The organism is Bradyrhizobium sp. SZCCHNS3052, assembly GCF_032484495.1.
In the GTDB taxonomy this organism is placed as follows: domain Bacteria; phylum Pseudomonadota; class Alphaproteobacteria; order Rhizobiales; family Xanthobacteraceae; genus Bradyrhizobium.
The window spans coordinates 1,732,405-1,756,685 of record NZ_JAUETB010000001.1; the positions used below are offsets into that span (position 1 = coordinate 1,732,405).

Consider the following 24,281-nt stretch of genomic DNA (forward strand, 5'->3'; position numbering starts at 1 on the left):
TGTCCGTTCATGATTTGTTTTTAGTATGTTGCGGGCGACGCGATGACGGTCCGACTCCAGGGCGCTCTCAGCCGGTTTGTGCGCGAGGCGCAGCTCCTGGACTCGGACGACAACAAACCGGGGACCAGGTCGAGATGCTGACGCGCAAACAGTACGAACTTCTGCGGTTCATCAACGAGCGGCTCAAGGAAGCCGGCGTGCCGCCGTCCTTCGACGAGATGAAGGATGCGCTCGATCTGCGCTCGAAGTCCGGCATTCATCGCCTGATCACGGCGCTCGAGGAGCGCGGCTTCATCCGCCGGCTGCCCAACCGCGCCCGCGCGATCGAGGTGATCAAGCTGCCCGAGCTGTCACAGGCCGCCAACAACCGCCGCGGCTTCACCCCATCGGTGATCGAGGGCAATCTCGGCAAGGTGCGCACCAGCACTCCCGCGCTGGACGATGGCGAGCGCCCCGTCGCAGTGCCGGTGATGGGCCGCATCGCCGCCGGTACTCCGATCGAGGCGCTACAGACGCGCAGCCACACCATCAGCGTGCCTGCCGACATGCTCGGCAACGGCGATCACTATGCGCTCGAGGTACGCGGCGACTCCATGGTCGATGCCGGCATCCTCGACGGCGACATGGCGCTGATCCAACGCAACGAGACCGCCGACACCGGCGACATCGTGGTGGCGCTGATCGACGATGAGGAAGCGACGTTGAAGCGCTTCCGCCGCCGCGGCGCATCGATCGCGCTGGAGCCGGCCAACACCGCCTACGAGGTACGCATCCTGCCGCCGAACCGGGTGAAGATCCAAGGCAAGCTGGTCGGGCTGTACCGCAAGTACTGATCGCGAATGGGATCGGTCGATGGGCGGCGGGCGCACGCGCTTTCGCCGCCGATCGGAGGCTGCCCAGCAAAATACGTCACGCGCGAATGCACCTCATGATGTGCAGCGCGGCATGCTCAAACGCTTGTGATCGGCCGCGGGCACACGCGATGCAGATCAGCGCAGAATTGCCGCGAAGCGCGCGCTAACATCACCATCGATGTCCACTCTGATAGAGGCCTGCGCCTGTCCGGGGGGAGCGTGGGTCGGCTATCTCTCAACGAGGAGCGATCCGATGTGTGACTACAGCCTCCATGCGGTTGCGTCCCGTCCCGCCAAGGTCGGCGAGACGTTGATCTCGATGACCTTCCGTGGCACCGCCACCCGCGGCTTCGCCCTGGAGAGCGAGCCGACCGTCGCAGTCTGCATGCTGCCCGGCACCGAGTTGGCCTTCGCCGAGGACGTCCGCTACGACAGCCGCTGGCTCTGGACCCGGACGATCCGCGAGCGCGTCGCAAAGTTCAACAGCATCGAGACTCACATTCCCGATCGCCATCACGACGCGATCGAATTCGCCGACGGCCGCCACGTGCTGGTGACCCAGCTCTGCGAGGGCCAGCGCGTCACCGTGCTGCAATTGCCGGTCAGCAAGCAGCCGGCGGAGCGACGCCCGGACATCGCCGAGGACGTGCCGCCTTCGCAGGCCACACCGATTCGCCGCATCAGCATCACCTGAGGGGTCTCCGCATCGGCATTTCTCTCGGTCGTGAGCGAGCTTTCGACCGTGGGAGATTTGGGTTCTGCAAGCGCAAAGTCCTCTCGGGCGAACCTCACGCCCCGGCATCGCATCGGATAGGAACGACATCCCTCGGCCGGCATGATGTGCCGGGGGAGCCTGCCGCCGTGGTCAACAAGATCGATTGGAACAAGGCCGCCGGGATCACCGAGCCCGGCTGCGATATGCTTGTGTTCGGATGGCTGACAGGGCTGACGACATCGCCATCTGGCAACGCTATCCGCGCGCTGCGTTCACGCTGGCCGAAAGCCCCTCGCGGTTCGATGGACTTGGCAACATGGACCTGGCGACACCGAGTATCATCTCGGCACGCTCGAGCTGCCCGGCACTCAGTCTTCCTCGCCCTGCTCCGTCTCCGGCGGCGTCGCGTCCTGAGGCCGCGCGGCCGGCGCGCGCGGCGTCAGCGTCGTGTCGAACTCGCCGGCCTCGGCGGGCGCCGGCCACCATGGGCGGTCGGTGCCGCCGGCGCGCGCCGGCGTGACGGCGAAGCTCCTGCCCTGCCGCACCAGCATCAAGGCGCCCTGCTGCCGCAGCCGCTCGCGATCGATGACGGCCGCCGCGCAGGATGACGGCGCGGCGCGCGCGGTGACGATGAGCGCGACGCGGGCGCAATCATCGGCGAGCGCCTCGGCGCGCAGGGTCAGGGCGGCGAATCGGCCGTCGGCCATTGCGACCACGCAGCCCGCCTCGTCGCAGGAGACGCCATCGGTGAGCGATGAATCCGCCGGCAGCCGGGCATCGGCGTCGGCCGCGAGCCACTCCTTGGTGGCGAACACGTCCTTGCCGATGCGCATCGCATGCAGACGCCCGTCACGGCCGCGCACCGCCACCGCGCGCCCATCGCCGGCGATCAGCGCGTCGGGCAGCGGCGTCGCGGCGGCCCACGCGGTGGCCACCACGAGCCCCACGGCGCCCGACCAGCGCAGCGGTGTGCGCAGCAGGCCGATCAGGATGACACCGAGGCTGGCCAGGATCAGTGGACCGATGCCGAAGGCCGGGATGCGCCCGACCGCGCCGGGCAGCGCCGCCACCCAGCGCGTCACCGCGATCATCCAGTCGATGCCGAGGCCCATCAGCGTCCACCAGGGACCGTCGAGCCCGAACGGCGCCGCCACGAGGCCCATCAGGCCGGCCGGCATCACCAGCGCCGAGACGACCGGCATCGCTGCGAGATTGGCGAGCACGCCATACGGCGTGACGCGATGGAAATGGAAGGCGGCATAGGGCGTGGTCGCGAGCCCCGCGATCAGCGAGGCCAGCAACAGCATCGCAAGCTCGCGGCCGCCCCACAGCGCGATGCGCTGGGTGGTCGAGCTGTCCGGCGTCGCGAACAGTCTGGGCAGGCCGAACTGCACCAGCGCGACCAGGCCGAGCGTTGCCGCGAACGACATCTGGAAGCTTGTCGCCATGATTACAATCTAACAACACAATCAGTGTGTTAGCTTGCTTTTCGGGTCGCAGTCCGGGACTTTTTCCGGGACTTCGCCACAGCTTCCACCGCACTGGCCACATCAGCATCAAGGACATGGGCGTAGCGGAGCGTGCTCTTGATGTCGCGATGGTTCAAGGCCTTCTGCACGAGCTTGAGATTGCCGGTCGCACGCAGGAGTTTCGTGCCAAAGTCGTGCCGGTAGTCATGGAAACGAAAGTCCTTCACGCCCGCCTTAGCCCGCATCTGCTGCCACGCGGACTTCGCTCCATTGATAGTTAGCGGGTAACGCTCGCCACGCACCCTGCCCAAACGCCGGTTTCCATAAACGGCAACATAGGTGAAGACGCGCTCTCGGTGTTGCCCCTGGAGCGGAAACAGAATTTCCCGGATCGACTCTGTAATCGGAAAGACCACGCGGCGGCCACCCTTCCCAAGCCGAACGATCTGGCGCGTCGCGAAATTCACTTCGGACCAGCGCAGCGTGATGCACTCCTTCTGCCGCATGCCGCTCGCCCGAACGAACTCGAAGAACGGCTCATAATCCGTCCGCATGGCGCCCTCGAACGCCAACGCCTCTTCCTCCTGAAGCTCCCGGACCCGCTCCTCGGGCTCAGGGAGCAGAAGCTCTGTCCATTTGGGCTCGCGATCGAACTGCGCCCCCTCTGCCTTCGCGAAAGAGAAGAGCCGCTGCAGCACCTTCGTGCTCGACCTATTGACAGTGCCATTCGAAATCAGTGGCGCTTCTGCCCGGCCCTTGATCCGGTGTCCGCGACGCCAAGCAACCATCTTCTTGACCGCACCGTGGTCAATTTCCGTCAGCGATTTCGATTTGCCAAAATAGTCAACGAGCCGCGCAAAGTTTGTTTCCGTGGCGTCAGGATCAGCATCGTATTGGGCCTGTTCGTTCCAGAGCCTCGCTGCGACATCGTCAAGCAGCAACGAAGCCTTCGACCGCTTCATTGCCTTCACGAGCTCCTTGGCCTTCTCTCGCTCTACGGCCTCGACTTTTTCGGCTTCTTTGCGGACCGTGCATTCCGTTGAGCCGTAAAACCGATGGCCACGGAGCACGAAGTCGAACTGGTAGTACGGACTTTTCTTGACCTTGAAGACGGACACCGAGCTTCCTCGCGCGCGCGGTTAGCCTCAATGAACTCGTTCAAATCCGCGTCGGCGAAGCGATAGCGCGGGCGCTTACTGCCGCGGCCGATGTTGACGTATCGCAAGCGGCCATCATCGACAAGCGCCCGCACATGATCGACAGAAACACCGAGCCGCTTCGCTGCTTCTTTGAGATCGAACAATTCCACGATGCATCCCAAAACCTAACATCATCGCCTAGCAGTGCGCAACGGGCTGCACGCTTACGCCAAGCAGCGCAGTTTTTACTCGCAATGTCCGAGCTGCTGCTATCCGCGGAACCCGCAGGTTAAACCCACCGACCGGAGCTAGATCGTTGTCATAGGCCGGACGAGGCTCTTCTTGTTCCTCGTCCATAGCCACTCCGCCAATCTCTCGATCGAACGAAAACAAGGAGTAAGCGCAGCACGGAAGTCAGAAAGTCGAGCTGTCGCAGTGGAGCGTAAAGATACTTGCGGCCGGCGGTTTGGCGTGCAGCCCGTCGAACCGCTCTGGTCCGGCCGACCGATAATGAAGCCGGAGATACGATCCCATTGCGCCTCCCTCAAAACGAGCCGGTCCATGACACCCAAGACTTTCTCCTAAAAGAAAGTCTTGAATCACGTTCCATCTGATTTGAGAGTCCCAAGAGTCCACACGACCTCGGGGAAGGGCAATGGCCAATTTCGATGCCTCCAGACTCAAGATCGTCCGGTCACGTACCCATGTCGGAAGCCCCGTAGAGGTGATACGGGCATTTCTGCTGCGAACCCCGCTTTACATCGTAGTCGAGCTGGATAACGGCCGGAAGTATTGGTGCGTCCGCGTCAGGGAGCCGATGCCAGCTGAGTTCTCGGCCATCCAGGGCGACGCGATTCATAATCTCCGCGCCTCTCTTGACCTGTTGGCGTGTGAACTCGTCAGGCTCAACAATCAAAGCGACGACGATGTCTACTTCCCGTTTTCAAAGACGCAGAGCGATTTCCAGCAGATGTTCACTAGGCGGCACATGGACCGGGCGAGCCAGCGGGCCCAGGCGCTCGTCCATGCCCTTCAACCGTATCCGGGCGGAGACGACGACCTTAGGGCGGTCCACGATCTTGATATCATCGACAAGCACCAAATGCTCATACCGGCCGCCGACATGGTTGGGATGCCTGATTACGCCGGGCCCAGCGGCCTTGTGCAGGGCCAAAAGGTCAGCCTCCGCGATGGGGCACGGGTCCCAGTGGACAGCTACCTTGAGCCGTACGTTTCCACCAGCAGACCCTATCACGGAACGTTCTCTCTTAACCTTCCCCTTACCACGGCCAACGGCACACCATTTCCATTGGCTGGCCGCGAGGTCGTCCCGACCATCATCCAGCTCTCGACAAAAGTGGAAAACATCATCAGTCAGTTTGCGGCGCTCTATCCCTGAAGGTCTCTTGGTCTAACTGAACTTCAAAAACGGCAGCGCCTTCCGCTTACGCCCTAGGTTTGCGCGGAGCCAACGTCCGTTAAGGGCTGTTCGGGTCGTATCGACCACCGACCCGCCACTTCTGGTCTGCCCCAATCAACGGACATATTCCGATACTGTCCAGGTTGAAAACGAGCCCCGCGCGGGCGCGCGCATTTCGAAAGCGCGACCGAGACGCTCCTACAGCGGTCACCCATCGATGGTCTGACTCACCTGCCCCAGCATCTTCGAGCCGCGCGACCATAGCTACGTATATGGCCCATAGTTATATCGCGACCGACGAAACCTGCGCGAGAACGTCAGCTTGGAAGGGTTTCGGCGACTCAATACTTTCAAAGTGTATTCGGACAAAAAACAGCTAAGGGAGTTATTGAACCGCAATAGCCTTTCCAGGTTGTCCGAACTGGCATCGGCCAAAGGTCGCTCCCCCCCCGGGCCGGAGGCGATCACTCCGCCTGAAAACAGTGCGGCAGGACGCCGCATGCGACCGAACATGTAGGAGGCCCCATCTAGAGGCGCCGGGGGGATTGAGTCAGGTGTCCGCTACATCGCGAAACCCACTATCTTGGAGGCCCTGTTTTCTTACCCGGAGAGCAGCCTAACTCGTACATCCAATTTCGATAGATCGTCAAAGACGGCCATTCGTACGCGATCCGTCGCCGGCAAAGATGCCGGCCACTCGGTTCGAAACGGCGAGGCGCAACCACCGATACCGACATTCGGTGCAAGTTGCGATCTGACCAAGCCGGCGGCTGCGTCCCGAACGCAATGAATATCTTCTAAGACCTCCGGCGAGCGCCCCAATACATGTGCTCGCGCGAGGGATTGTCACCCGGAGGCCGAGACCTCAAGGCTTGGCGACAGCCGTGAAAGCGGCGGGAGTAAAGCCCTGTCCGCCGAGCGGACGCGCCATTATGGCGACGCTTGTCCCTGTTTCAGTTCAGCAATCTGAACATCAAGCCGGTCAAGAAGCTCAGAAGCTGCCGCAACAAATTCATTAAGGCTATTCGCGCGCACGATCCTATCGCTGTCGTTCAAAACAGGAAGCGGAGCTGGAAATCGCCCAAGCATTGCCTGTTCAACACCCATGCCGAGTATCGAGACGGCACCGCCGATTCTCAAAGCCAGTGCGCCGTCGACCTCCGCTCTGATTCTGCTCTCGAAATAACCTGCCGAATGCTTCGTGGTCTCCCAAAGCGAGAATACATAACCCTTCATTTGAGCGGCACGTTTGTGAACCTGCGACAGGCCAAGTGAAAGCAAATCGGCGCGGGCGGCGGATCTCAAGTCCTCCAAAGAGATAAGCGTGATATTTGTCAGCCGCGCGGCATCGATAGCGCCAGCCTGGTGCCCGGACTCTGATACCAAAATGCCGCGATCAGCGCCGGTGTCTTCTACGATGGACTTGAGTGCGAGCACTTTCTCCTTCGGTACAGCACTCTTCCAATATTTGCACTCGACGATCCAATGCTGGTGAAGGCCAAATCGGGAAAACCGCACCGAGACGTCGACAAGATGCCTCCCGCGCACGCCCTGCACCTCCTTATCGGTCTCAGCCTCGCAGCCCAGCTCGCGAAACAGCGCTGCTGTATGTTCCTGGTACTGCCGCCATGCAACCATAAAAGCCCCCGAAACAATCTCGCACAGTCAGCAAGTAATGATGAATCGGCTTGCCACCAACGTCTCTGGTTTCCTCCAACCAGTTGCACAAATCACGACCTTTCGTCTGACGCGTCGCACCGTTCGTGGGCTCTGACGCAAGTCCTCTCTTCGTTCCGGTAGCAAGAGATGCGTCCGCCTCCTCCGTCACTGATGGACGCGCAGACGGCCGCGATTGGCGCGACCGAACGATGGCTGCCGTGATGCAACTTTAGAGAATCAGTTAATTGATGAAACGAACGTGTTACAAATTATGCGACCTGCACCGTGACGATCGATGCCGGTTCCTGCGATCAAGAGCGGGATGGGTCGCGCGTTCAGTGCGCTCGTATGTCTGGAAAAATTCGGCGGGTCCGGGCACTCAAGCGTTGTCAACCATGCGCCTCGAAGTCGCTTAATCGGCGCTTGCTGGCGTCGTCGAGCTGCTCATTCTGCACGCGCGGCGGCAAGGACGAGATTGAGTTATCGGCTGTTGGCGCGTTGCTGAAGCTGTTCGCAGCGCTTCATCAGCTCGTCGAACGGCTCGGCATCGTCCGGCAGGATACCGTCTTCGGCCATCTTCTTGTAGTCGGCTTCGAGTTCCTTGCGGGTCACCTCGTCGGGCACCAATTGAAGCCCGCCGGTGACGGCCGCATGGTAATTGATGGGATTGCCATCCCGGTCGCGCGCGCGAAAGAACTTGGATTTCCAATCGGCAACTTCGCGGGCGAGAGCACTATCTGCCAGCGCTTCGTCGGCGATGCCCGCATCATCAAGCCGAACGAGATCGTGCCAGTGGCGCGACAACCGGTCGCCCTCTTCGAGGCCCTGCAGGCAGAACACGTGGACGGCCGTGGCTTTCTCCCAGAAGGTGCGTTTCGGCAACATGATGCGCGGGGCGGCCGTGGGAAAGCTCACGCCGGAGACGAAGGGAGCGGCATCGCAGCTGATATCGCGGGTCTCGGCAGGCTCGCCGGTCGAGCGGGCACCAAACTCCAGCTTCACCGATGGCGGGACATAGCCGGTGCCTTTGGCGAGTTGGTCGTAGTCGATATAGATGACGTCACCCTCGACCCGGAACGTGACATCGGCGCCGGTCGCTTTGGCGTGCTGCTCAAGCACGGGAAGCGCGGTGTCCTTGACCCACGTCTTCAGCCGCTCGCGTGCGGTCTCGGTCCATTTTTTGGCTTGGCTGTTGTTCGCGGGAAGCGGTGGATTGCCGGTGACAAGCTCAGGAATGATCTGGCGTACGTCATAAGTCAGATCGACGTCTTCCGAGAAACGCTGGATGATGTCGTAGCCCTTGGAAAGTGACGTGCCGCCCTTGAAGACGAGGTGCTCCCCCAATTCAGATTCGAAAAGCCCCTGCAACGCCCAAACCACCCAAATGTCCTTCTCTAGCAGATGGGCGGCACGGCCCGAGACGGTGGCGGCAACGCCGAGCGCCGCGAGCCGGTCCTCGCGCGACAGAGTGACATAGGATTCCGGCGGCGGTTCAGCCGCGATTTGGTCAGCCATGGGCGACTAGATTCTGGCTGATGGATTTGGACATCCAGCCGGGCAGCGCGGGCCTCAGCGCGACCAGTTCCTGCAAGGTGTTTTCCGGCAGTGTCTGTTTAAGTGCGATCAGGGCTCGGACGGCGTGTTTCTGGCCAAGCCAGTCGAGCGCACGGACAACCTGTCCAGCGGCAGGATTCGTTGGCAGCAGCATCCATTGCGGCGCCTGCTTGAGCTCGATGATCTGCGCGCCAAGTTTGAACTCTCGGCTCCGGCCTGAGGTGAGATAGACAAGCTTGGTCGGGACCTGCGTCGTCAGACCGAGCGTGTTGGCGGCGGCGGCCCCGTGCGGAACGATGGTTTCCGCGCGGGTCGCCGCAAGCTGCTCGACAACTTTTTCAGGTGCAGGCGCGCGCGTGCCGAATCGCGTCTTGACCGGCAGCACATAGAGACCCCAGCCAAGGCGCATCAGTTCCCTGCGCTTCTCAAGCCGGCTCAAAGCCTTGTCGACGGCCTGACGAGTACCGAGATACAGAAGTTCCTTGGCGCTGATCAGAGCACCTTCCGGCAGTGACCGGGCATGGCTCAAAATGAGTTCGGCAACTGATTGCATCGTTCATCCCTTCTGTCAGAAATGTAGTACAATTTCCGACCAAAAGCAAGAAACTGCAATTTTCACACTATATTTCAGATACTTAGCTAGCCGAAAGCTCGACAAGGCCCGAACATGTGGACGCGGCAGGCTGACGACACGGTAATCGATGAGGACGGTAAGGTCGTGTATTTCGGCCTGGAGCGGTTCGTCCGTGACATCTGCCTTGGTGATTGCTGCTTCGTCTGCGGCGCCCAGCCCGGCACCGTCCCCTTCAACGATGAGCATGTGATCCCAAAATGGTTGTTAAGGCGGTACGACCTCTTCAAGCGCAAGATCAACCTTCCGAACGGAACGACACTTCGTTACGACCGATACACGGTGCCGTGCTGCGAAGCCTGCAACATCATGATGGGGCGGGTGATCGAGGAGCCGATGCGCGAGGTCATTGATGGCGATTTTGATGCTGTTAGCGTGCATCGTGACAAGCACGGCATCTTGAAATTCTACGTGTGGGTCGGTTTGATCTTTCTGAAGACCCACCTCAAGGACCGCAAGCTGCGCGCACATCTCGACCCTCGCAAGGGTACCGCGCCCATCGCGGAGGACCTGCAATATGACTGGAAAGGGCTGCATTATCTGCACACGCTGGTGCGCTGTTTTGCGACAGACGCCGGAATTCAAGCGAGTGCGCTTGGTTCGTTTGTCATCTTACGGGCCCAGCCTGCCCCCGCAGGTGAAGCATTCGATTTCGGTGATTTCTATGCCGCCCAGTCGATCATGCTGCGCATGGGCGAACTTGCCTTCCTCGCGGCGTTCAATGATGGCGGCTGCGCGCAGCTCTTCCTCAAACAAAAGCTCGACCGAATCACGGGACCGGTTTCCGACGTCCAGTTGCGCGAGCTTGCGACGGACCTTGCTTTCCTGAACCTGCACCTTAAGGAGCATCCGATCCTTGAGTCATCGTTCGGACTGAAGGAAGAGCGTCATGTTATTTCAGGCACGCTTGTCCTGCCGGAACTCGAAACATTGGACTACGCGGTGCGCGGAAACATCATGCTGTATCTGTTCCGCGACCGGCTCAAGACTATGAAGTCCTATCGATTCAGCGAGACCGAGATCGAGAACATGATGCGGGAAGGCCGCCTGACATTTCTGTTCGATGACAAAGATGGCAGCTTCATCACGAACAGCAACGCCACGCCGCCGGTGACGAATCCAGAATAAGGTTGGAGCGGAAGGCAAATTGGGTTGCCTTCCGCTCCCACCACGCTATTACGCGCTCCCTAGGCAACCCGCCCGAACATGAGCGACAACCAGCCTCAGCCCGCACAGCCTCGCCTGCTTCTTGAAGCCCATGGTCTGGCGGATAGCCCCTTCGCCTGCTCCTCGGTGAAGCTGCTTGTCCCTGGAAGCGAAAAATATCCCGCGTTCAATTGACCTTCGCTGCGTCGGAGCCCGCAGCTTGCCGCGAACGACCATCGTCGGGCTCCCGTCCAAGCGTTGGAGGGCAACGTCTCGAGCGTGCAGCCTTTCAGAAGCCAGGGATCGGCGCTCATTTTCTTGCGGACGGTGTCGGACCCCAGCACGTAAGGGCACCTGAAACTTGCGGCAACGTCGCAGTCATAATAGGAGTGCGTTCCTCGCCACCACTCATCGTTCGGACCGCGCTCAAAGGAGTAGTAGCCCTTGCCGACCGTGGCGCCATCGAAGCCGGCGAAGATGGTGTTGTTGTGGGTCGCGCCATCGACCGGCTTCTGATAGCCGGAAACGTTGCCATGACCGACGCCGTCTTCGTTGGTGATCGGGCTACGGATGGCGTGCCCCGATCGGCTGATCGTCCACTTCTCGATCTCGAAGCTCTTGCCGGTCTCAAGGTTGAGCTCCGACGCGGTAATTTTCTGCGTGCAGGCCCCACCCGTCTTGAGCTGAGCCGCCGGAACGTTGACCTGACCCGGCTCATTGGGCTGGCTGAGAATGCCGACTAGCTTTCATTGGTCATGGAATCGTACGCTGTCGTGAAGCCAAGCGACGCCAGCGCGACCAGGCCAGCGCCGGCGGCACCGGCGGCGCCCGTGACGATGTGCTTCGGAACGGCCGGAACGCTCGCACGAAGCTGCAACAACCACTTCTGAAGAATACCCATTTTGCCTCTCCCCTCAAAAGAAACGGGCCATCGCCGAAACGATGGCCCAGTTGCGGTCGGTGTGGCCCTCAGTAGCACTTCACGGAAGGTTTCCACGCGTCGGTCGCCGATGACGCTTTGCCGCGGGTCTATTTGGCGTGGCCGGCCGAGACTGGCTGGCGGCTTATGTTTATTCAGCCCGTCGTCCACGGCACCATGATAGTTGGCCTTTCCCTGCTGGCTCCTGTCGCGGCGCCCGAGCCGCCGGCAAAGGGCGCGACACCACGCTCCCGCATGAAGCCGATCAATATCGAGGCTCCAGATAACTTCAGATCGAACTCAAAATCCATCGCGCACACCGGAAGACAAGCGTACACCATGTGATCCCGAGCGCCTTTGTCAAAGACGGCTTCACGGAGGCCGATATGATCGAGGATGAGCGCCGTTTGCGTGGCCGCGATCCCGGTCAGATCGTCTAGAGAATGAATGTCGTAGTGGTCAGAGCCTTCACGGGATAGACCAGCAGCAGAACGTTGAACGTTGTGTCGAACGCTTCGGCAACGCATTCATGCGCCTGACCGTTACGATCAGTGATCGATACCGTGGTAGGCCGCGTCATCTTCCGGCCGACCGGCAACACCCTGCCTAGGGAGTGGTCGAACGTGATCTCGGCTTCATCAGGCCGGCGAAACTGGCGCAGATAGGCAGGTGATGCCTCGATCCGGCGGACCTCGGCGCGGGCGCCAGTGCGTTCGCAGTACGTGACCGGCTCGAGGATGTAGATGACGCATGCCCGGTGATGCGTCCGCACAAACTCGCGGCAAGAAGCATAGACCGATGCCCCGAATTTACCGGCCAGCTTGATCGGCGTGCGCAGCTCGAACCTATGATCGACGGCCATCGACGAGTAACCGTCGCCCTGAAACAACACGAACCTGGCGAAGTTATTTGCTTCCCGCTCAAAGAGGTCGGAGATCGCAGGATCCAGGGTTTTTTCGCAGTCGTGGAACAGCCGGAAGGCGCTGCGATGAGCAGGGAGCTCGTGGTGCCCGGCCTCGTGCAGTTTGAGAAAGTTCTGTTTGGACTTGTGAAGCTTGTCGTCGATATGGATCAACTGCTCACCGGCATCGTAGATGCCGAACACCTTTGCAATTGCGGACTTGAGAGCCGTGGCTGCGCTCTCGGCCTTGCCCAGCAGAAACTCGGTAATCCGGCGCGGGTCGAATGCGCTCTTTGGCGCGATTTTCAGGCTTGCCGCTTCAAGGATGACCGAAGTTGGTGTGGGATAGACACCCCATGCCGACGCCCGGTCCAGTGCGCGCCGTGCAGCGGCATGCACGGCGCGCACCTCTTCGGGATCGAGACTACTGTCGTCAGCTTTCACCAGGCTTCTTCCTGCTGCGCAAATATCCCAGAAACTCGACGAGCTTCGCTTCCTCTTCGTCCGTCAGGTTATGTTCTGCGAAGGTGGCGACGCGCCCGTGGCGCTGCCCTGCGCCGCGCGAACGCGTGGGCGCGATGTAGCCCGCGCGCTCCATCAGATCCTCATAGCTGATCGCGTAGAGCTCCGAGAGCGCATGCAGGATGTTCGGATTCGGTTTTTTGATCAGACCGTTTTCGATCTGGGACAAGTACGCATTGGACACGACTTTGCCGGTGGCCTTCTCGACATCGCGCTGCGAGAGGTCGCGGTCTTCACGAATTGAGGCGAGATATTGTCCAAGCGTGAGCTTGACCTCGGGCTCAGCGCTCTTCTTGGCCATGCACATCGTCCTCCAAACTGCTTGATTCCGTTATTGTATTTAGCGCAACCCGATAAGAACGTCAAGCGTGCACGCAAGATGCTTGACATTCTTTGCATGCCGCCTTATCTTATCATCACCGAGCTGGCGATGGGCCGGCAGAAAGGCAAGGACTATGACGATGGAAAATACCCAGACTGGCGGCCAGGGCCGCAGCCAACATGTCGAGGCCGAAGCGGCGCGCCGCCCCGGGCCGGACGGCAAGTTCTCGACGACCGTGAATGGCACCACGGTCGAATTCGGCGATGCGCAGCCCAAGGGCGACCGCATTCTGGAGAAGGCGGGCTTCAAGCCGGGCGGCGATTACGTGCTGATCCAGCTGATGCGCCACGGGACCCGCTCGATCGGACTCGACGAGACGGTCGACCTGACCACGCCGGGCACCGAGGCGTTCCGGGCCTTCAAGAGCGACCGTATCTTCCGGTTCACCCTTAATGATCACGGCTTCGAATGGGGGATCCGCAATATCGGGGAGCCGGAGCTGCGCGTGATCGGCCAAGTCCGCGACGACGAGGTCATCATCCAGGACCGCGACGGCGACGACGTCGAGCTTAAGCGGGGCGACGAACTCGACCTTAGCGACGCCGGCACCGAGCACCTGCACACCGAGAAGCGGCTCATCACGGTGTTCTTCGAGAACAAGCCCCGTGAAATCCCTCGCGGGACCTACACCACCGAGCAGCTCAAGGACCTGTTCGGCGTGCAGCAGGGCTACGTCCTCGAGGTCATCAACGAGGAAGGCAACCTCACCGAGCTCAAGCCCGGTAAGAAGCTCCGTGTCAAGGATGGGATGCGCTTCTTCGAGCAGGTGCCCTGCGGAGGTTCCTCGTGACCGACGCCTCCGCGAACTTCGCCGGGCTGCAGGCGATGCACCGTGAGGCCGTCCTCCTCAAGGAGGGCGGCCAACCGGTCGCACTGCTGCCCTCCTTCGGCTTCATGGCGGCCGACATTGCGTACCGCATGGACCTGCTGCTCGTGCCGTTTGCTCACTCGGGCTACGACACCCGCCTGTTCTTCGAGACCAAGATCGAAGGGCGCGGCGCCAACTGGAACCCGCACCGCGTGGTCGAGCGCAACTGGTGGGCACCGTCGTGGAATCACGTGCCGGCCTCGCTGCGATGGACGCAAATGTTGCTGGCGCATCTGAGGGCCGTCGCATGAACATTCATTTCAAGATCAACAAGGCCTTGCTGGCCGGCATCCGCGCCGATCTGCGCCGCCCTCACGCCTTCGCGCACGAGCGCGTCGGTTTCATCGCCGCCGGCCTTGCCGCCGCCCACGACGAGCTGATGATCCTGGCCCGGGAATACCGTCCCGTGCTCGATGAAGAATATCTGCGCGACCCGAGCGTCGGCGCCATGATGAGCGCGGAGGCGATCCGCCGCGCGCGCCAGTGGGCCATGAACGACCGCGCCGCCATCTTCCACGTACATTCGCATGGCGGCCATGGCGTGCCGGGATTTAGCGGCGTCGATAACCGTGAGAACGCCAGGTTCATCCCGAATTTCGTGTCAGTCGCGCCCCATGCGGTCCACGGCGCGATCGTTCTCAGCGACACGGCCGCGTTCGGCCAGGTCTGGCTTGGTCGCGACGCGCCACAGCTGTTTATCGCCCGCTTCACCGAGGTCGGCATGCCCGTTCACACATGGAGGGCTGCATGAGCCGCCTCGACCGACAAAGCTTCCTGGGGCCCAACAGTGACGCAACCCTGGAAGGCGCAACCATCGGCATTGTCGGCCTCGGCGGCGGCGGGTCGCACGTGGCGCAGCAGACGGCGCATATGGGCGTGGGCGGGTATGTGAACGCCGACCCAGACGTGATCGAGGATACGAACACCAACCGCCTGATCGGCGGGACGCTAGCCGACGTGGACTCGCGCATGCCCAAGGTTGCGATTGCAGCGCGCCTAATCCGCGACCTCAATCCCGGCGCGCGGATCATCTCGGTGCAGAACGACTGGCATAACGCCGTCGATGATCTCAAGCGCTGCGACATCATCGTCGGCGCGGTCGACGGCTTTCGCGAACGCGAACAGCTTGAGCGTTTCGCCCGCCGTCACCTTATCCCGTACATCGACATCGGCATGGACGTGCACGATCTCGGCAAGCAGGGGTACCTGGTCAGCGGCCAAGTCATCCTCTCGATGCCGGAAGCACCATGCATGCGCTGCTGCGGCTTCATCACCGACGAGAGGCTCGAGCAGGAAGCCCGCAAGTACGGCGCTGCAGGCTCGCGCCCCCAGGTGGTCTGGTCGAATGGCGTGCTCGCGTCGACAGCGGTCGGCTTGCTGACCCAGGTGCTTACGCCGTGGTGCCCGAACCCACCGTCGTTCGTGTTCCTCGACTACGACGGCAACAAGGGAACGGTCACCCGCAACGCCCGCATGGAGCTGCTCAAGGATCACGTCTGCCTCCACCACCCTCACGACGAGGCCGGAGATCCGCTGTTCGACATCCGCAAGCAGGCCTTTGCACCGCGGCCGGCGCCGGCATCGGAGAGAGTGCAACTGCCGTGGTGGCGCCGTCTCTGGATCTGGCTGAACGGACATATCGCATAATTTCGTCCACGTACATCCAATTGTAATTGCTTTATTTTATTGCCTTGTGGACGAGTTTTCATTTCTCATGTGAAAACTCGTCCACCCCTGCTAGCGTGCAGGCCTGTTGAACCCTTGTACTGAATGAGTCATGCCAGAACCTGCGAAGACCAATATCGAAGCCGATTTTCTCCAACTTGCCCGCACTGCCCTCTCGGGCCGCATACAGGACGTCCAGGTCGTCCTGCGGCGCGCGGCCAAGCGCTACCACCAGGCCGTGCCCCAGTTCGCCGAGGCACTCACGAGCCTGCTTCACGAATCGCCCTCTCCGGCTTCCCCCTTGCGCCGGCAGGCCGAAGTGCCTTTGCCGGTCGACATCGACTCGCGGCTTCACCTCATGCGGGTCGAATCCGAGCCTGTGCTCGATCACGACCCGATCTTTTCACCCGCGCTGGAACGCGCCTTGCGCCAGGTCGTGGAAGAACGCCGCAATCCACAGGCACTCACCCGTGCCGGTCTCGATCCCACACGGGCGGCCTTGTTCGTGGGGCCTCCCGGCGTCGGGAAGACGATGGCGGCGCGATGGCTGGCGCGCGAGCTCAACCGCCCGCTCCTCATCCTGGACTTGGCCGCTGTCATGAGCAGCCTCCTCGGCAGGACGGGCAGCAACCTGCGCCATGTTGTGGAATACGCGAAGACCATCGACTGTGTCCTTCTTCTCGATGAACTCGATGCCATCGCGAAACGCCGCGACGATCGTGGCGAAATCGGCGAACTCAAGCGGCTTGTCACGGTCCTCATTCAGCAGATCGACGACTGGCCGACATCAGGCGTGCTTCTTGCGGCGACCAACCACCCCGATCTTCTCGATCCCGCCATATGGCGACGGTTCGAGCTGCACGTTGAATTCCCTCTGCCGGACCAGGAGGCAATTGCGCGCTTCATTGAGGCGACACTCGCCCCTTATTTTCCAGCAACGAAACAGTGGAGCGGTTTGCTTGCTACGGGCTTCGCCGGCCGATCCTTCAGCGACATCGAACGCGACCTATCTGCCGCGAGACGTGGCGCAGCGCTAGGCAATGTCCCGCTCGAAGAGCAACTGGCAGGGCTGCTCACCAACAAGTCCATTGCTAAAGCTAAGCGCGTTCAATTCGCGACAGCAATTGTCAATCGCGGTCTCCTCTCGCAGCGCAAGGCTGGCGAGCTTACCGGCGTAGCTCGCGACACCATCCGCAGCCGCACGGCCAAGCCGGGAAAAACGATGAAACGGAAGAACAGTAGAGATACGTCATGACCAAACGCAATTTTCTATTAGGTAAGGGCGAACGCCTTGTCGAAGATGTTGCAGGCGTTCGCGGTGGCGCGCCGAAGAGCCACCCGTACACGTTCTCCGAGGCGAAGGAGCGCATTGCTCCCATGCTCGCGCGCGTGGTCCGCGGCATCGACCAGCTGCCGGACGCGGCATGTCCGGACAATCGCGCCGTTGCAACGGTCACGCTCAACCCTGAATACATCGCAAAATCGTATTTCCCGGAACGTCTGCTCGAATCGGTCGGGCTAGAGCCGATCGGAAGCCGCCCGCGGCGCATCAAGCCGCAGAAGCGCTCGAAGGGTCGCGAGCCCGAAGAGACTATCACCACCGAGCTGTTCGTCGCGGGCAGCCGCGATGCCTTTCGCGCCTGGCGCAGCGCACTGCCCCGGTGGGGTGAGGAGGTGAAGGGCGCCGATGAGCTGCCGACCATCGAGCAGGTGGCCGCGCCGACGCCGCGCGACAAGATCAAGGGCAGGCTCCCGAAAACCGGCGAGACTGTCTTCGAGATCGTCCTGCACACTGACGCCGGCACCGGCTCCAACGGGATCATTCCGCTGTTTCGCGAATATCTCGAGGAGATCGGCATCGATCAGGCCCTCGGTCGGCGATTCTCCGCCGGCGGACTTTGTTTTGTCGAACTCGAGGCCCCCGTAGAGCTCGTCGACGAGATCGCCACCTTCACACCTGTCCGCGCTTTGCGGCAGATGCCGAGCCTGCGCATGCTGCGCCCGACATTCCGCTCGTCGCGCGTGCCAATGGAGAACATCGTATTGCCGACTGTCGGTCCGGTCGATCCAAAGATCCGCGTCGCGATCTTCGATGGTGGCATGCCGAAGAATCACCCGATCGGCAAATGGGTCAAGCCCATCGACCCCCCCGGGATCGGCGGCACCATCCCCGATTTGCAGAAGCACGGCGTGGGGGTCAGTTCCGCATTCTTGTTCGGGCATATCGATCCAGCAAACCCTGTTCCGCGTCCGTATGCGGCGGTCGACCACTATCGCGTTCTCGATACCGCCCCAAAACAGAATCCGCACGAGCTCTACGAGGTGCTCTCTCGTATCGACCAGGTCCTGGTCGAGAAGCACTACCATTTCATCAACCTCAGCATCGGCCCCCGGCTTCCCATCGAAGACGATGACGTTCATGCGTGGACCGCCGTCCTCGACGACCGACTGTCAGCGGGCACTACTCTGGCGACCATCGCGGTCGGCAACGATGGAGACGGACCGGCTAAGGGCGGTTTCAACCGCATCCAGGTCCCGTCAGACTGCGTGAATGCTCTCGCGGTCGGGTCATGCGACAGCCCCGAGACCCCGTGGCAGCGCAGCGGCTACAGTTCAGTTGGCCCAGGACGCAGCCCCGGTGTCGTCAAACCCGACTTCGTGGAATTCGGCGGCTGTCTGCAACGGCCGTTCATCGTCGTCAGCGAGACGCCCGCAGCGGCATTCGAGGCCACGGAAGGCACGTCCTTCTCCGCGCCGTCGGTCCTGCGCCTCGGCGCCGGTGTTCGCGCGCATTTTGGTGATAGCCTGGACATACTTGCTATCCGGGCGCTGCTCATCCACACGGCCGAACCATCAGAGCATCCCGCGGAGGATGTCGGCCGCGGCCGTGTCGCCCGATCCGTGCAGGACATCGTCCTGTGCGACGACGACACAGTGCGCGTCGTCTACCAGGGCAAAATCACGCCGACCCGCTATATCCGCGCCCCGATCCCCATGCCATCTGGCACCGTACCCGGCAAGGTCACAATTACTGCGACGCTTTGCTATCCGACGGGCGTCGATCCGCACCATCCCGGCAATTACACCCGCGCCGGGCTCGAGCCGACCTTCAGGCCACATGACCAGAAGCGCAAGGATCCGAACCAGGTCCACGCTGACAGCAAGAGCTTCTTCGGCAAGACACAAAGCGGCCTGATGGAGGATGAGCTCCGCCGCGATGCCTGGAAATGGGAGAACTGCCTCCACACCCGCGTCACCTTCATGGGCAAGACGCTGCGCAATCCTGTTCTCGACATTCATTACAATGCGCGTCTCGGCGGACGTAATTTCTCGCCGAAGGAGGATCTGCCTTACGCACTTGTCGTCAGCGTCCACGCCAAGCACCTTGGTGACCTCTACGACAAGATCATCCGCAAGTATGCACGCCAGCTCGAAGCGCTGCGGCCGGTTGTCGAGATCCCGGTCACGACGTAGCCGAGGGCCGGGATACTCGGGTCTCCTTTCCGCGATTGCTCTTGATCTTGGACGCTTCTAAACGGTCCTCTGCCCTGGACTAAATTAATCTATATCATTGCTCTGAATTATTCGTTCGAGAACCACTTCGAAGCGACCGCCTCGCTCGGAACATTGGATGCCGAAATCGGCCTGAAGCCGAACGTATCGCCCGCCTTGCGGGCGCTAACGCCGCCGCCGAACAGGTACTCGGAATTATAGGGCTTGGACGCATCTTCGGGCATTTTGATTTCCTGTGGCCACGTCGACGATCAGTCGGCGGATGCAACCGCGCTCAGGGCCTTATCGAGTGAAAACGTTTTCGAGGTCCCATCCGCGAAGCGAACGCCGAGGCACCGGGTGTATCCTTTGTTCCGCTTCACCATGGTCGGGAAAAATGCCGCTACCGTAGATGGTAGGAGGAAGTCGGTATTGGCGCAGTATCGTTCGTAGAGCAACTTTAGCTGACTGAATTGATCCGGTGGCACGTCCTGGTTCAACTCCCCACCCGTCCGGAATGGGTCGAAGTGCTTCTTCGCGAGCGTGATGGTGGCGAACTCGAGTGAGGGGCCGATCTTGAGGGATTTGGGCATGTGAGGGTTAGCTCCGAAGGTGCACATCCTAATCCAAGCGCAACCATCGCGGGAGAGCAATGAGACTTTTTTGGCCGCGGCGGAGCCTTCGCTGTACGCCTGCTGGAGATGAGGCGCTATCGGACGCCTGCCTCCGAGTTCCTGCGGAAGTGACATGCCAACGAAATTTCGCCGATTGGCAATTAGAGTTTCGTTGGGTTTGCAGCAAGATCGACTTTGGACCACCCTTGTGCCTCCCACAGACCAAATTTGCTCGCTGGGAATCTGTTTTGATGGAGCGGGATGTGTGCCGTTTGTCGCAAGTCGGAGATATCCGTCCCGCTGTTCTCGTCTGGCGGTGCTTTGGAGCTTCGACCAAGACCTGGTTTCCTCATCCCGCTCGTTCTAAGGCACGCAATCGTTATCGTGAATCAACACCGCCATTCGGAGCAGCGAGACCGGCCGCAGCACAGATCGCACGTTCTGTCGAGAACAGCAGGAGTCGGTATCCGTCCTCCTCATAGAGGGGATACTGGCCGACTTCGTAGCACTCACGCACATACTGCAGCGCCGCGGCTGCTCCTTTCAGGCTTCCTGGCACGGTGATGGCCAGCCGACGCGAGGCCTTCATCTCAGCACGGCCGAGAGTTCCTTCCGCCTCGCAGAGGGCCGCCAATTTGGCCTCCAGCTCGGTCCGCCTGCCGCTAGGCGCGCGGCGCAGCTCCCGCTCAGCAGCATCCTGCTCCGCGAGCAGGCGCCCCAGCTCCTCGAAGGCCCGGCGGTGGCCCTCGATGGCAACGAGGACTGGGTCGGGCGCGGTCGAAACAGGAACGCTTTCAGCACGTGAAGAAGTGATGACCCCGGCTAGGGCGGCGGCGCCGCCGGTGACGAACTGCCGGCGCCGAACGGCCGGGCCGCCAATCAGAATCGAACGACTCATGGTATAAACAGAATCAGCCTGAGACATGGCTCAACTCCATGTTGAGGGTTAGGCTCGTGCAGGTGTTCCACCACCTGTGCGGGCCGCTTGGCTGGCCGGTAGCGGCCAGTGCAGCGAATCGAATCACGGCCGATTCGTTGCGTCAATGGATATGAGCGACTTTCAGCAGGACACGCAGGGATCGCCCCCCAGAGGATCCCGAAAGTCTCTCGCTGAGTCTTCAACCGAGCAAAAGTGCTCGTCTCGGCTTCTTGTGTTTCTGCATTCGCAATTCGAGCGATCGCGACAGCTCTGGCGGCGACATCTTCTTTCGTTATCGAAGATGAGCAACTGATGCTCGGCGCTCTCACCCATTGCTCAAGTGCGAGCGTTCTGATGGGCATCATCGCCTCCGCCGCGATCTGATCATTAGATAGTGAATGCAAAAGCATCGCCGTCGTACAGAGGAGACCATCAGCATGCGGCGTGCGAGATTGGCGTAGAGCGTCGTAGTTCTGGCCACTCCGAATGCTACCCGCCTGATCGTGCGATCCTCAGTCCAGCGATACAGAAAGAACATATTGTTTGAACGACATCCGATGCGGGGCGACGACCGAACCCGATCGATGTTGTTCGCTGGTTTCAGACCTCCGGCCAATGATCTCTGCCACTCCTGCGGCAAACAGTCATAACATAAGCGCGCTGCTAGCACGTTGCTGTCAACGGCCGGAATCAAGCGGCGCCTCTGGTTGGGTTCGTGATCGATCGCCTCAGCAACCCTCAATGAGGCCTTTGATGAGTGACAAGACAAGACCGGTGTCGATACGCCTAGCAAAAGCCGAGATCGACCAGCTTCATGCGCGTGCTCACAAGCTTTCAGCAAACATCAGCAGCATCACTCGCGACTTGATCCGCACCGGGCTTGCCGACGGCGACAACAAGGCGCTCGCCGATCGCTTGATGCGGATCGAGCGTCGGATTGCCGCGCTTGAACAGCAAAGCCAGCAAACGTACGTGCAGATTCAATCGACCGACAAGGCAGCGCGCGATCTGCTCGCGATGTTCGAGGCGCTGTTGAAGGCCCTGACCGGCGAGAGCTCTGGGAGGGCAGCATGACCCGACGTGTGCGGATCACCTGCTTTCTCGCTGCCATGGGTTGCTTTGCGGTCGCGGCGAGCATCTCGTATCTCGGGTTCGAGGTCTGGCCGCCGAGCGCCACGCTGGCAGACGGAAGGAGCGCCGAATTCCAGCCAGCAGACATTCAAGCCTGCATCAGAGGGCGTGGCCTAGCCTGGCTGGCAGACCGCTCCGGCGAGGCCCATTGGCAGGCTTGCCGAGACTGGCTCGCGCGATATCAAGCTCTGAACGGCTTCGAGCTTCGTTTCTGGAGCGTGATCGGCGCCAGTCTTGCGGGCCTGCTGGCGCTGTTCGGCTTTGCGCTGAGTCTTCGGTTAGACTCGGTCTCGCTCAAGGTCCTTCGCGGAGCACGGCTGCAAACCGGCCGTCAAGGCCTGAAGGCGTTCGCCCGGGCGGCCGCCGCTGAGTGCCAGGTCCATGGCAAGGGCGTTGAGTTGATGCCATCGGTGCCCCTTGGGCGCGAGCGGGAGGCGCGGCATTTCTTGATCGTGGGCAGCGTCGGCGGAGGCAAGACGCAGACCATGCTTCACCTGATCGATGAAGCGCTCTCTCGCGGAGATGGCCTCCTGGTGCTCGACACCAAGGGCGACATGATGGGCGGGCTCCCAGCCGATGGAGAGCCCCTCCTCCTCGCGCCCCACGACCGGAGGTCTCTGGTCTGGGACGTGGCAGCCGACTGCAGCATCAAGCAGGACGCCCGCGAGCTAGCCGCCCGCTTCATCCCACCAAGTTCCGATCCGATGTGGTCACAGGCGGCACAGGAGATCCTCGTCGCCTGTATCGTCTATCTCCAGGCGACCAGGGGCAAGGAGTGGGGGTGGGTTGATCTGCAACGAGTCGTGACCGCTGATGTCGGCACGCTCGCAGCGTACGCCAAGGATCACAATCCCAATGCGCTGCGACTGCTCGACCAGCCGGAAAGCAAGACAACCCTCAGCATTCTGACCACCTTCCAGACCCACATGCAGATTGTCTCGGTCCTGGCGGAGGCCTGGTCCGATCCAACGGCCCGCCGCTTCTCGATCCGCAACTGGCTGCATCACCCCACGCCCTATCGCCCCCTGATCCTGCAACACGACCCCGGCTATCCCGAACTGTCACGAATCTGGATTGGCAGCATGCTCGGCCTGCTTGCCTCGGCCGTGGGCAGCCCGACCCTCGCCGAAAGCCGCGAGAGACGTGTCTGGCTCTTCCTGGATGAGTTCCCACAGCTGCCGCCGATCAAGCAGTTTCCGACCTTCCTCGAGCTCGGCCGCTCCAAGGGCATTGCGGTCGTGATCGGAGCACAGGACACGGCCCAGATCCGCGCAGTCTATGGTCAGGACCAAGCCAAGTCCTGGTTCGGCATGACCGGCACCAAGATCATCACCAGGATCAATGCCAGCGAGGCGGCCGAGGACATCAGCCGCCTGATCGGCGAGCAGGAGGTCGAACGACGTACGAAGAGTTCAACCCACGCCGGCGGCAAGACCAGCGTCACCGAGAGCACCCAACGCGAGATGCGCCGGGTGATCACGGCATCAGAACTCGGCTTCCGTCTCGGCCCGACCAAGAACGGCGTACGAGTCCTGCTCATCGGCCTTGGCGAAGACGTCTACGAGCTGGAGTTGCCCTATCTCAAGCTGCGTCAATTGCGTGAGCCGATCATGCCGGCGGATTGGACCCGGCCCTTTTCTGACGAGAGGCTCTCGCGACAAGACGGCGGAGAGGCCGGTCCAACTCCAACGCCACCATCAGCTCGCCTAACGAAGGACTTGGCGGCACAAATCCTCAAGCGGCGGGAGTGAGCCATGGTGGCGTCCATCTCAGCCCGCGGGAACGCGGCTTCCGCTGCGCGCTACTACAGCCACCTGCAGCGCGACGACTACTACAGCCGGGACGGCGAGCCGCCCGGCCGCTGGGCCGGCAAAGGGGCCGAGCGGCTCAGCCTCGACGGGCCGGTGACGCAAACCGAGTTCGACGCTGCGCTACGCGGAATCGATCCCAAGACCGGCGAGCGGCTGGCGCAACTTGGCGGCCGCGGCCGGGAGCATGCAGCCGGTTGGGACATGACCTTCAGCGCGCCCAAATCGGTCTCGGTGCTCTGGGCGCTTTCTGAGGCTCCCGAGCGCCAGATGATCGGCCAGGCCCATCGGTCGGCTGTGCTGGCGGCTTCCACTCAACTGGAAGCGACCGCCGGCTGGGCCAGGCGAGGCCGGGCCGGCGCCACCCGAGAGCAGACCGCGGGGCTACTGATCGCGCAATTCGATCATCACACCAGCCGCGAGTCCGACCCGCAGCTGCACACCCACACCTTCGTCTTCAACCTCGCCCCACG

27 protein-coding genes and 2 pseudogenes are annotated in these 24,281 nt (G+C 61.6%); 15 read left to right on the top strand and 14 right to left on the bottom strand.

Features of this window, described 5'->3' with window-relative positions:
• Positions 1–134 precede the first annotated feature (134 nt).
• The gene (lexA, locus tag QX073_RS07930) at positions 135–833 is read left to right on the top strand and encodes a transcriptional repressor LexA (RefSeq protein WP_172109545.1); all 699 of its coding nucleotides are present in this window, start codon (positions 135–137) and stop codon (positions 831–833) included.
• A 274-nt stretch (positions 834–1,107) separates the two neighbouring features.
• Entirely contained in the window at positions 1,108–1,548 is a 441-nt protein-coding gene (locus QX073_RS07935; RefSeq protein ID WP_315711618.1) for a hypothetical protein, read from the top strand.
• Between the two features lie 389 nt (positions 1,549–1,937).
• On the opposite strand, the pseudogene QX073_RS07940 reads toward QX073_RS07935, so the two are convergent.
• The 4 genes and pseudogenes from QX073_RS07940 to QX073_RS07950 form a co-directional block, all read right to left on the bottom strand.
• Positions 1,938–3,008, bottom strand: a pseudogene (locus QX073_RS07940) (ComEC/Rec2 family competence protein); the annotation flags it as partial.
• A 38-nt stretch (positions 3,009–3,046) separates the two neighbouring features.
• Positions 3,047–4,108 carry a tyrosine-type recombinase/integrase gene (locus tag QX073_RS07945; protein ID WP_410052361.1) on the bottom strand — a complete coding sequence of 354 codons (1,062 nt, stop codon included), beginning with the start codon at positions 4,106–4,108 and terminating at the stop codon, positions 3,047–3,049.
• The gene (locus QX073_RS34400; protein WP_410052271.1) at positions 4,033–4,347 is read right to left on the bottom strand and encodes a helix-turn-helix domain-containing protein; all 315 of its coding nucleotides are present in this window, start codon (positions 4,345–4,347) and stop codon (positions 4,033–4,035) included. The genes QX073_RS07945 and QX073_RS34400 overlap by 76 nt, the downstream gene beginning before the upstream one ends.
• Positions 4,348–4,653: 306 nt before the next feature.
• A pseudogene (locus tag QX073_RS07950) lies at positions 4,654–4,740 on the bottom strand (IS5/IS1182 family transposase); the annotation flags it as partial.
• A 92-nt stretch (positions 4,741–4,832) separates the two neighbouring features.
• Between QX073_RS07950 and QX073_RS07955 the strand changes: the two are divergent.
• Entirely contained in the window at positions 4,833–5,576 is a 744-nt protein-coding gene (locus QX073_RS07955) for a hypothetical protein (protein WP_316225547.1), read from the top strand.
• A 951-nt stretch (positions 5,577–6,527) separates the two neighbouring features.
• Here the strand turns inward: QX073_RS07955 and QX073_RS07960 are convergent.
• The 3 genes from QX073_RS07960 to QX073_RS07970 all read right to left on the bottom strand — a co-directional run bounded on the left by QX073_RS07960 (position 6,528) and on the right by QX073_RS07970 (position 9,363).
• Positions 6,528–7,235, bottom strand: a complete 708-nt coding sequence (locus tag QX073_RS07960; RefSeq protein ID WP_316225548.1) for a restriction endonuclease — start codon at positions 7,233–7,235, stop codon at positions 6,528–6,530.
• Between the two features lie 501 nt (positions 7,236–7,736).
• Positions 7,737–8,771, bottom strand: coding sequence for a nucleotidyl transferase AbiEii/AbiGii toxin family protein (locus QX073_RS07965; RefSeq protein WP_316225549.1), 1,035 nt, complete (start codon positions 8,769–8,771; stop codon positions 7,737–7,739).
• Positions 8,764–9,363, bottom strand: a complete 600-nt coding sequence (locus QX073_RS07970) for a DUF6088 family protein (RefSeq protein ID WP_316225550.1) — start codon at positions 9,361–9,363, stop codon at positions 8,764–8,766. Before QX073_RS07970 ends, QX073_RS07965 begins: the two co-directional genes overlap by 8 nt.
• A 114-nt stretch (positions 9,364–9,477) precedes the next feature.
• Between QX073_RS07970 and QX073_RS07975 the strand changes: the two genes are divergently transcribed.
• Both QX073_RS07975 and QX073_RS07980 read left to right on the top strand, forming a co-directional pair.
• Positions 9,478–10,569, top strand: a complete 1,092-nt coding sequence (locus QX073_RS07975) for a hypothetical protein (RefSeq protein ID WP_316225551.1) — start codon at positions 9,478–9,480, stop codon at positions 10,567–10,569.
• A gap of 551 nt (positions 10,570–11,120) precedes the next feature.
• Entirely contained in the window at positions 11,121–11,330 is a 210-nt protein-coding gene (locus QX073_RS07980) for a hypothetical protein (protein WP_316225552.1), read from the top strand.
• On the opposite strand, the gene QX073_RS07985 is transcribed toward QX073_RS07980, so the two are convergent.
• The 4 genes from QX073_RS07985 to QX073_RS08000 all read right to left on the bottom strand — a co-directional run bounded on the left by QX073_RS07985 (position 11,327) and on the right by QX073_RS08000 (position 13,230).
• Entirely contained in the window at positions 11,327–11,488 is a 162-nt protein-coding gene (locus tag QX073_RS07985; protein ID WP_316225553.1) for a hypothetical protein, read from the bottom strand. The genes QX073_RS07980 and QX073_RS07985 overlap by 4 nt on opposite strands.
• Before the next feature lie 173 nt (positions 11,489–11,661).
• Positions 11,662–11,817 (bottom strand): hypothetical protein, encoded by a 156-nt coding sequence (locus tag QX073_RS07990; protein ID WP_316225554.1) that lies wholly within the window; start codon positions 11,815–11,817, stop codon positions 11,662–11,664.
• A 125-nt stretch (positions 11,818–11,942) separates the two neighbouring features.
• Positions 11,943–12,851, bottom strand: a complete 909-nt coding sequence (locus QX073_RS07995) for an ImmA/IrrE family metallo-endopeptidase (RefSeq protein ID WP_316225555.1) — start codon at positions 12,849–12,851, stop codon at positions 11,943–11,945.
• Positions 12,841–13,230 (bottom strand): helix-turn-helix transcriptional regulator, encoded by a 390-nt coding sequence (locus tag QX073_RS08000; RefSeq protein ID WP_316225556.1) that lies wholly within the window; start codon positions 13,228–13,230, stop codon positions 12,841–12,843. The genes QX073_RS07995 and QX073_RS08000 overlap by 11 nt, the downstream gene beginning before the upstream one ends.
• 160 nt (positions 13,231–13,390) lie before the next feature.
• Between QX073_RS08000 and QX073_RS08005 the strand changes: the two genes are divergently transcribed.
• The 6 genes from QX073_RS08005 (at position 13,391) to QX073_RS08030 (ending at position 19,318) form a co-directional block, all read left to right on the top strand.
• Positions 13,391–14,101 (top strand): multiubiquitin domain-containing protein, encoded by a 711-nt coding sequence (locus tag QX073_RS08005; RefSeq protein WP_316225557.1) that lies wholly within the window; start codon positions 13,391–13,393, stop codon positions 14,099–14,101.
• Positions 14,098–14,430, top strand: a complete 333-nt coding sequence (locus QX073_RS08010; RefSeq protein ID WP_316225558.1) for a hypothetical protein — start codon at positions 14,098–14,100, stop codon at positions 14,428–14,430. Before QX073_RS08005 ends, QX073_RS08010 begins: the two co-directional genes overlap by 4 nt.
• The gene (locus QX073_RS08015; protein WP_316225559.1) at positions 14,427–14,930 is read left to right on the top strand and encodes a hypothetical protein; all 504 of its coding nucleotides are present in this window, start codon (positions 14,427–14,429) and stop codon (positions 14,928–14,930) included. The genes QX073_RS08010 and QX073_RS08015 overlap by 4 nt, the downstream gene beginning before the upstream one ends.
• Positions 14,927–15,826 carry a ThiF family adenylyltransferase gene (locus tag QX073_RS08020; protein WP_316225560.1) on the top strand — a complete coding sequence of 300 codons (900 nt, stop codon included), beginning with the start codon at positions 14,927–14,929 and terminating at the stop codon, positions 15,824–15,826. Before QX073_RS08015 ends, QX073_RS08020 begins: the two co-directional genes overlap by 4 nt.
• 130 nt (positions 15,827–15,956) lie before the next feature.
• Complete coding sequence (locus QX073_RS08025) at positions 15,957–17,099, top strand: ATP-binding protein (protein WP_316225561.1); 1,143 nt, start codon at positions 15,957–15,959, stop codon at positions 17,097–17,099.
• Positions 17,096–19,318 carry a S8 family peptidase gene (locus QX073_RS08030; RefSeq protein ID WP_316225562.1) on the top strand — a complete coding sequence of 741 codons (2,223 nt, stop codon included), beginning with the start codon at positions 17,096–17,098 and terminating at the stop codon, positions 19,316–19,318. The genes QX073_RS08025 and QX073_RS08030 overlap by 4 nt, the downstream gene beginning before the upstream one ends.
• Before the next feature lie 107 nt (positions 19,319–19,425).
• Here the strand turns inward: QX073_RS08030 and QX073_RS08035 are convergent, their stop codons facing one another.
• The 3 genes from QX073_RS08035 to QX073_RS08045 all read right to left on the bottom strand — a co-directional run bounded on the left by QX073_RS08035 (position 19,426) and on the right by QX073_RS08045 (position 20,875).
• On the bottom strand, positions 19,426–19,581 hold the full coding sequence (locus QX073_RS08035; protein ID WP_316225563.1) for a hypothetical protein: 156 nt from the start codon (positions 19,579–19,581) through the stop codon (positions 19,426–19,428).
• A gap of 27 nt (positions 19,582–19,608) precedes the next feature.
• Entirely contained in the window at positions 19,609–19,929 is a 321-nt protein-coding gene (locus QX073_RS08040) for a hypothetical protein (protein ID WP_316225564.1), read from the bottom strand.
• A 400-nt stretch (positions 19,930–20,329) separates the two neighbouring features.
• Positions 20,330–20,875 carry a hypothetical protein gene (locus tag QX073_RS08045; protein ID WP_316225565.1) on the bottom strand — a complete coding sequence of 182 codons (546 nt, stop codon included), beginning with the start codon at positions 20,873–20,875 and terminating at the stop codon, positions 20,330–20,332.
• Positions 20,876–21,082: 207 nt separating this feature from the next.
• Between QX073_RS08045 and QX073_RS08050 the strand changes: the two genes are divergently transcribed.
• The 4 genes from QX073_RS08050 to mobF all read left to right on the top strand — a co-directional run.
• Entirely contained in the window at positions 21,083–21,253 is a 171-nt protein-coding gene (locus tag QX073_RS08050) for a hypothetical protein (RefSeq protein ID WP_316225566.1), read from the top strand.
• A 369-nt stretch (positions 21,254–21,622) separates the two neighbouring features.
• A complete protein-coding gene (locus tag QX073_RS08055; RefSeq protein ID WP_316225567.1) occupies positions 21,623–21,943 on the top strand; it encodes a hypothetical protein in 321 nt (106 codons plus the stop codon).
• A complete protein-coding gene (locus QX073_RS08060; RefSeq protein ID WP_316225568.1) occupies positions 21,940–23,751 on the top strand; it encodes a type IV secretion system DNA-binding domain-containing protein in 1,812 nt (603 codons plus the stop codon). Before QX073_RS08055 ends, QX073_RS08060 begins: the two co-directional genes overlap by 4 nt.
• Positions 23,752–23,754: 3 nt before the next feature.
• The coding region (mobF, locus tag QX073_RS08065; RefSeq protein ID WP_316225569.1) for a MobF family relaxase at positions 23,755–24,281 on the top strand (527 nt) is incomplete at its 3' end.

Bases quoted from the DNA above. Each gene is read 5' to 3' on its own strand.
- lexA (WP_172109545.1), top strand. From the start codon at position 135: ATGCTGACGCGCAAACAGTACGAACTTCTGCGGTTCATCAACGAGCGG.
- QX073_RS07935 (WP_315711618.1), top strand. From the start codon at position 1,108: ATGTGTGACTACAGCCTCCATGCGGTTGCGTCCCGTCCCGCCAAGGTC.
- QX073_RS07955 (WP_316225547.1), top strand. From the start codon at position 4,833: ATGGCCAATTTCGATGCCTCCAGACTCAAGATCGTCCGGTCACGTACC.
- QX073_RS07960 (WP_316225548.1), bottom strand. From the start codon at position 7,235: ATGGTTGCATGGCGGCAGTACCAGGAACATACAGCAGCGCTGTTTCGC.
- QX073_RS07965 (WP_316225549.1), bottom strand. From the start codon at position 8,771: ATGGCTGACCAAATCGCGGCTGAACCGCCGCCGGAATCCTATGTCACT.
- QX073_RS07970 (WP_316225550.1), bottom strand. From the start codon at position 9,363: ATGCAATCAGTTGCCGAACTCATTTTGAGCCATGCCCGGTCACTGCCG.
- QX073_RS07975 (WP_316225551.1), top strand. From the start codon at position 9,478: ATGTGGACGCGGCAGGCTGACGACACGGTAATCGATGAGGACGGTAAG.
- QX073_RS07980 (WP_316225552.1), top strand. From the start codon at position 11,121: ATGACCGACGCCGTCTTCGTTGGTGATCGGGCTACGGATGGCGTGCCC.
- QX073_RS07985 (WP_316225553.1), bottom strand. From the start codon at position 11,488: ATGGGTATTCTTCAGAAGTGGTTGTTGCAGCTTCGTGCGAGCGTTCCG.
- QX073_RS07990 (WP_316225554.1), bottom strand. From the start codon at position 11,817: ATGGATTTTGAGTTCGATCTGAAGTTATCTGGAGCCTCGATATTGATC.
- QX073_RS08000 (WP_316225556.1), bottom strand. From the start codon at position 13,230: ATGGCCAAGAAGAGCGCTGAGCCCGAGGTCAAGCTCACGCTTGGACAA.
- QX073_RS08005 (WP_316225557.1), top strand. From the start codon at position 13,391: ATGGAAAATACCCAGACTGGCGGCCAGGGCCGCAGCCAACATGTCGAG.
- QX073_RS08015 (WP_316225559.1), top strand. From the start codon at position 14,427: ATGAACATTCATTTCAAGATCAACAAGGCCTTGCTGGCCGGCATCCGC.
- QX073_RS08020 (WP_316225560.1), top strand. From the start codon at position 14,927: ATGAGCCGCCTCGACCGACAAAGCTTCCTGGGGCCCAACAGTGACGCA.
- QX073_RS08025 (WP_316225561.1), top strand. From the start codon at position 15,957: ATGCCAGAACCTGCGAAGACCAATATCGAAGCCGATTTTCTCCAACTT.
- QX073_RS08030 (WP_316225562.1), top strand. From the start codon at position 17,096: ATGACCAAACGCAATTTTCTATTAGGTAAGGGCGAACGCCTTGTCGAA.
- QX073_RS08035 (WP_316225563.1), bottom strand. From the start codon at position 19,581: ATGCCCGAAGATGCGTCCAAGCCCTATAATTCCGAGTACCTGTTCGGC.
- QX073_RS08040 (WP_316225564.1), bottom strand. From the start codon at position 19,929: ATGCCCAAATCCCTCAAGATCGGCCCCTCACTCGAGTTCGCCACCATC.
- QX073_RS08045 (WP_316225565.1), bottom strand. From the start codon at position 20,875: ATGTCTCAGGCTGATTCTGTTTATACCATGAGTCGTTCGATTCTGATT.
- QX073_RS08055 (WP_316225567.1), top strand. From the start codon at position 21,623: ATGAGTGACAAGACAAGACCGGTGTCGATACGCCTAGCAAAAGCCGAG.
- QX073_RS08060 (WP_316225568.1), top strand. From the start codon at position 21,940: ATGACCCGACGTGTGCGGATCACCTGCTTTCTCGCTGCCATGGGTTGC.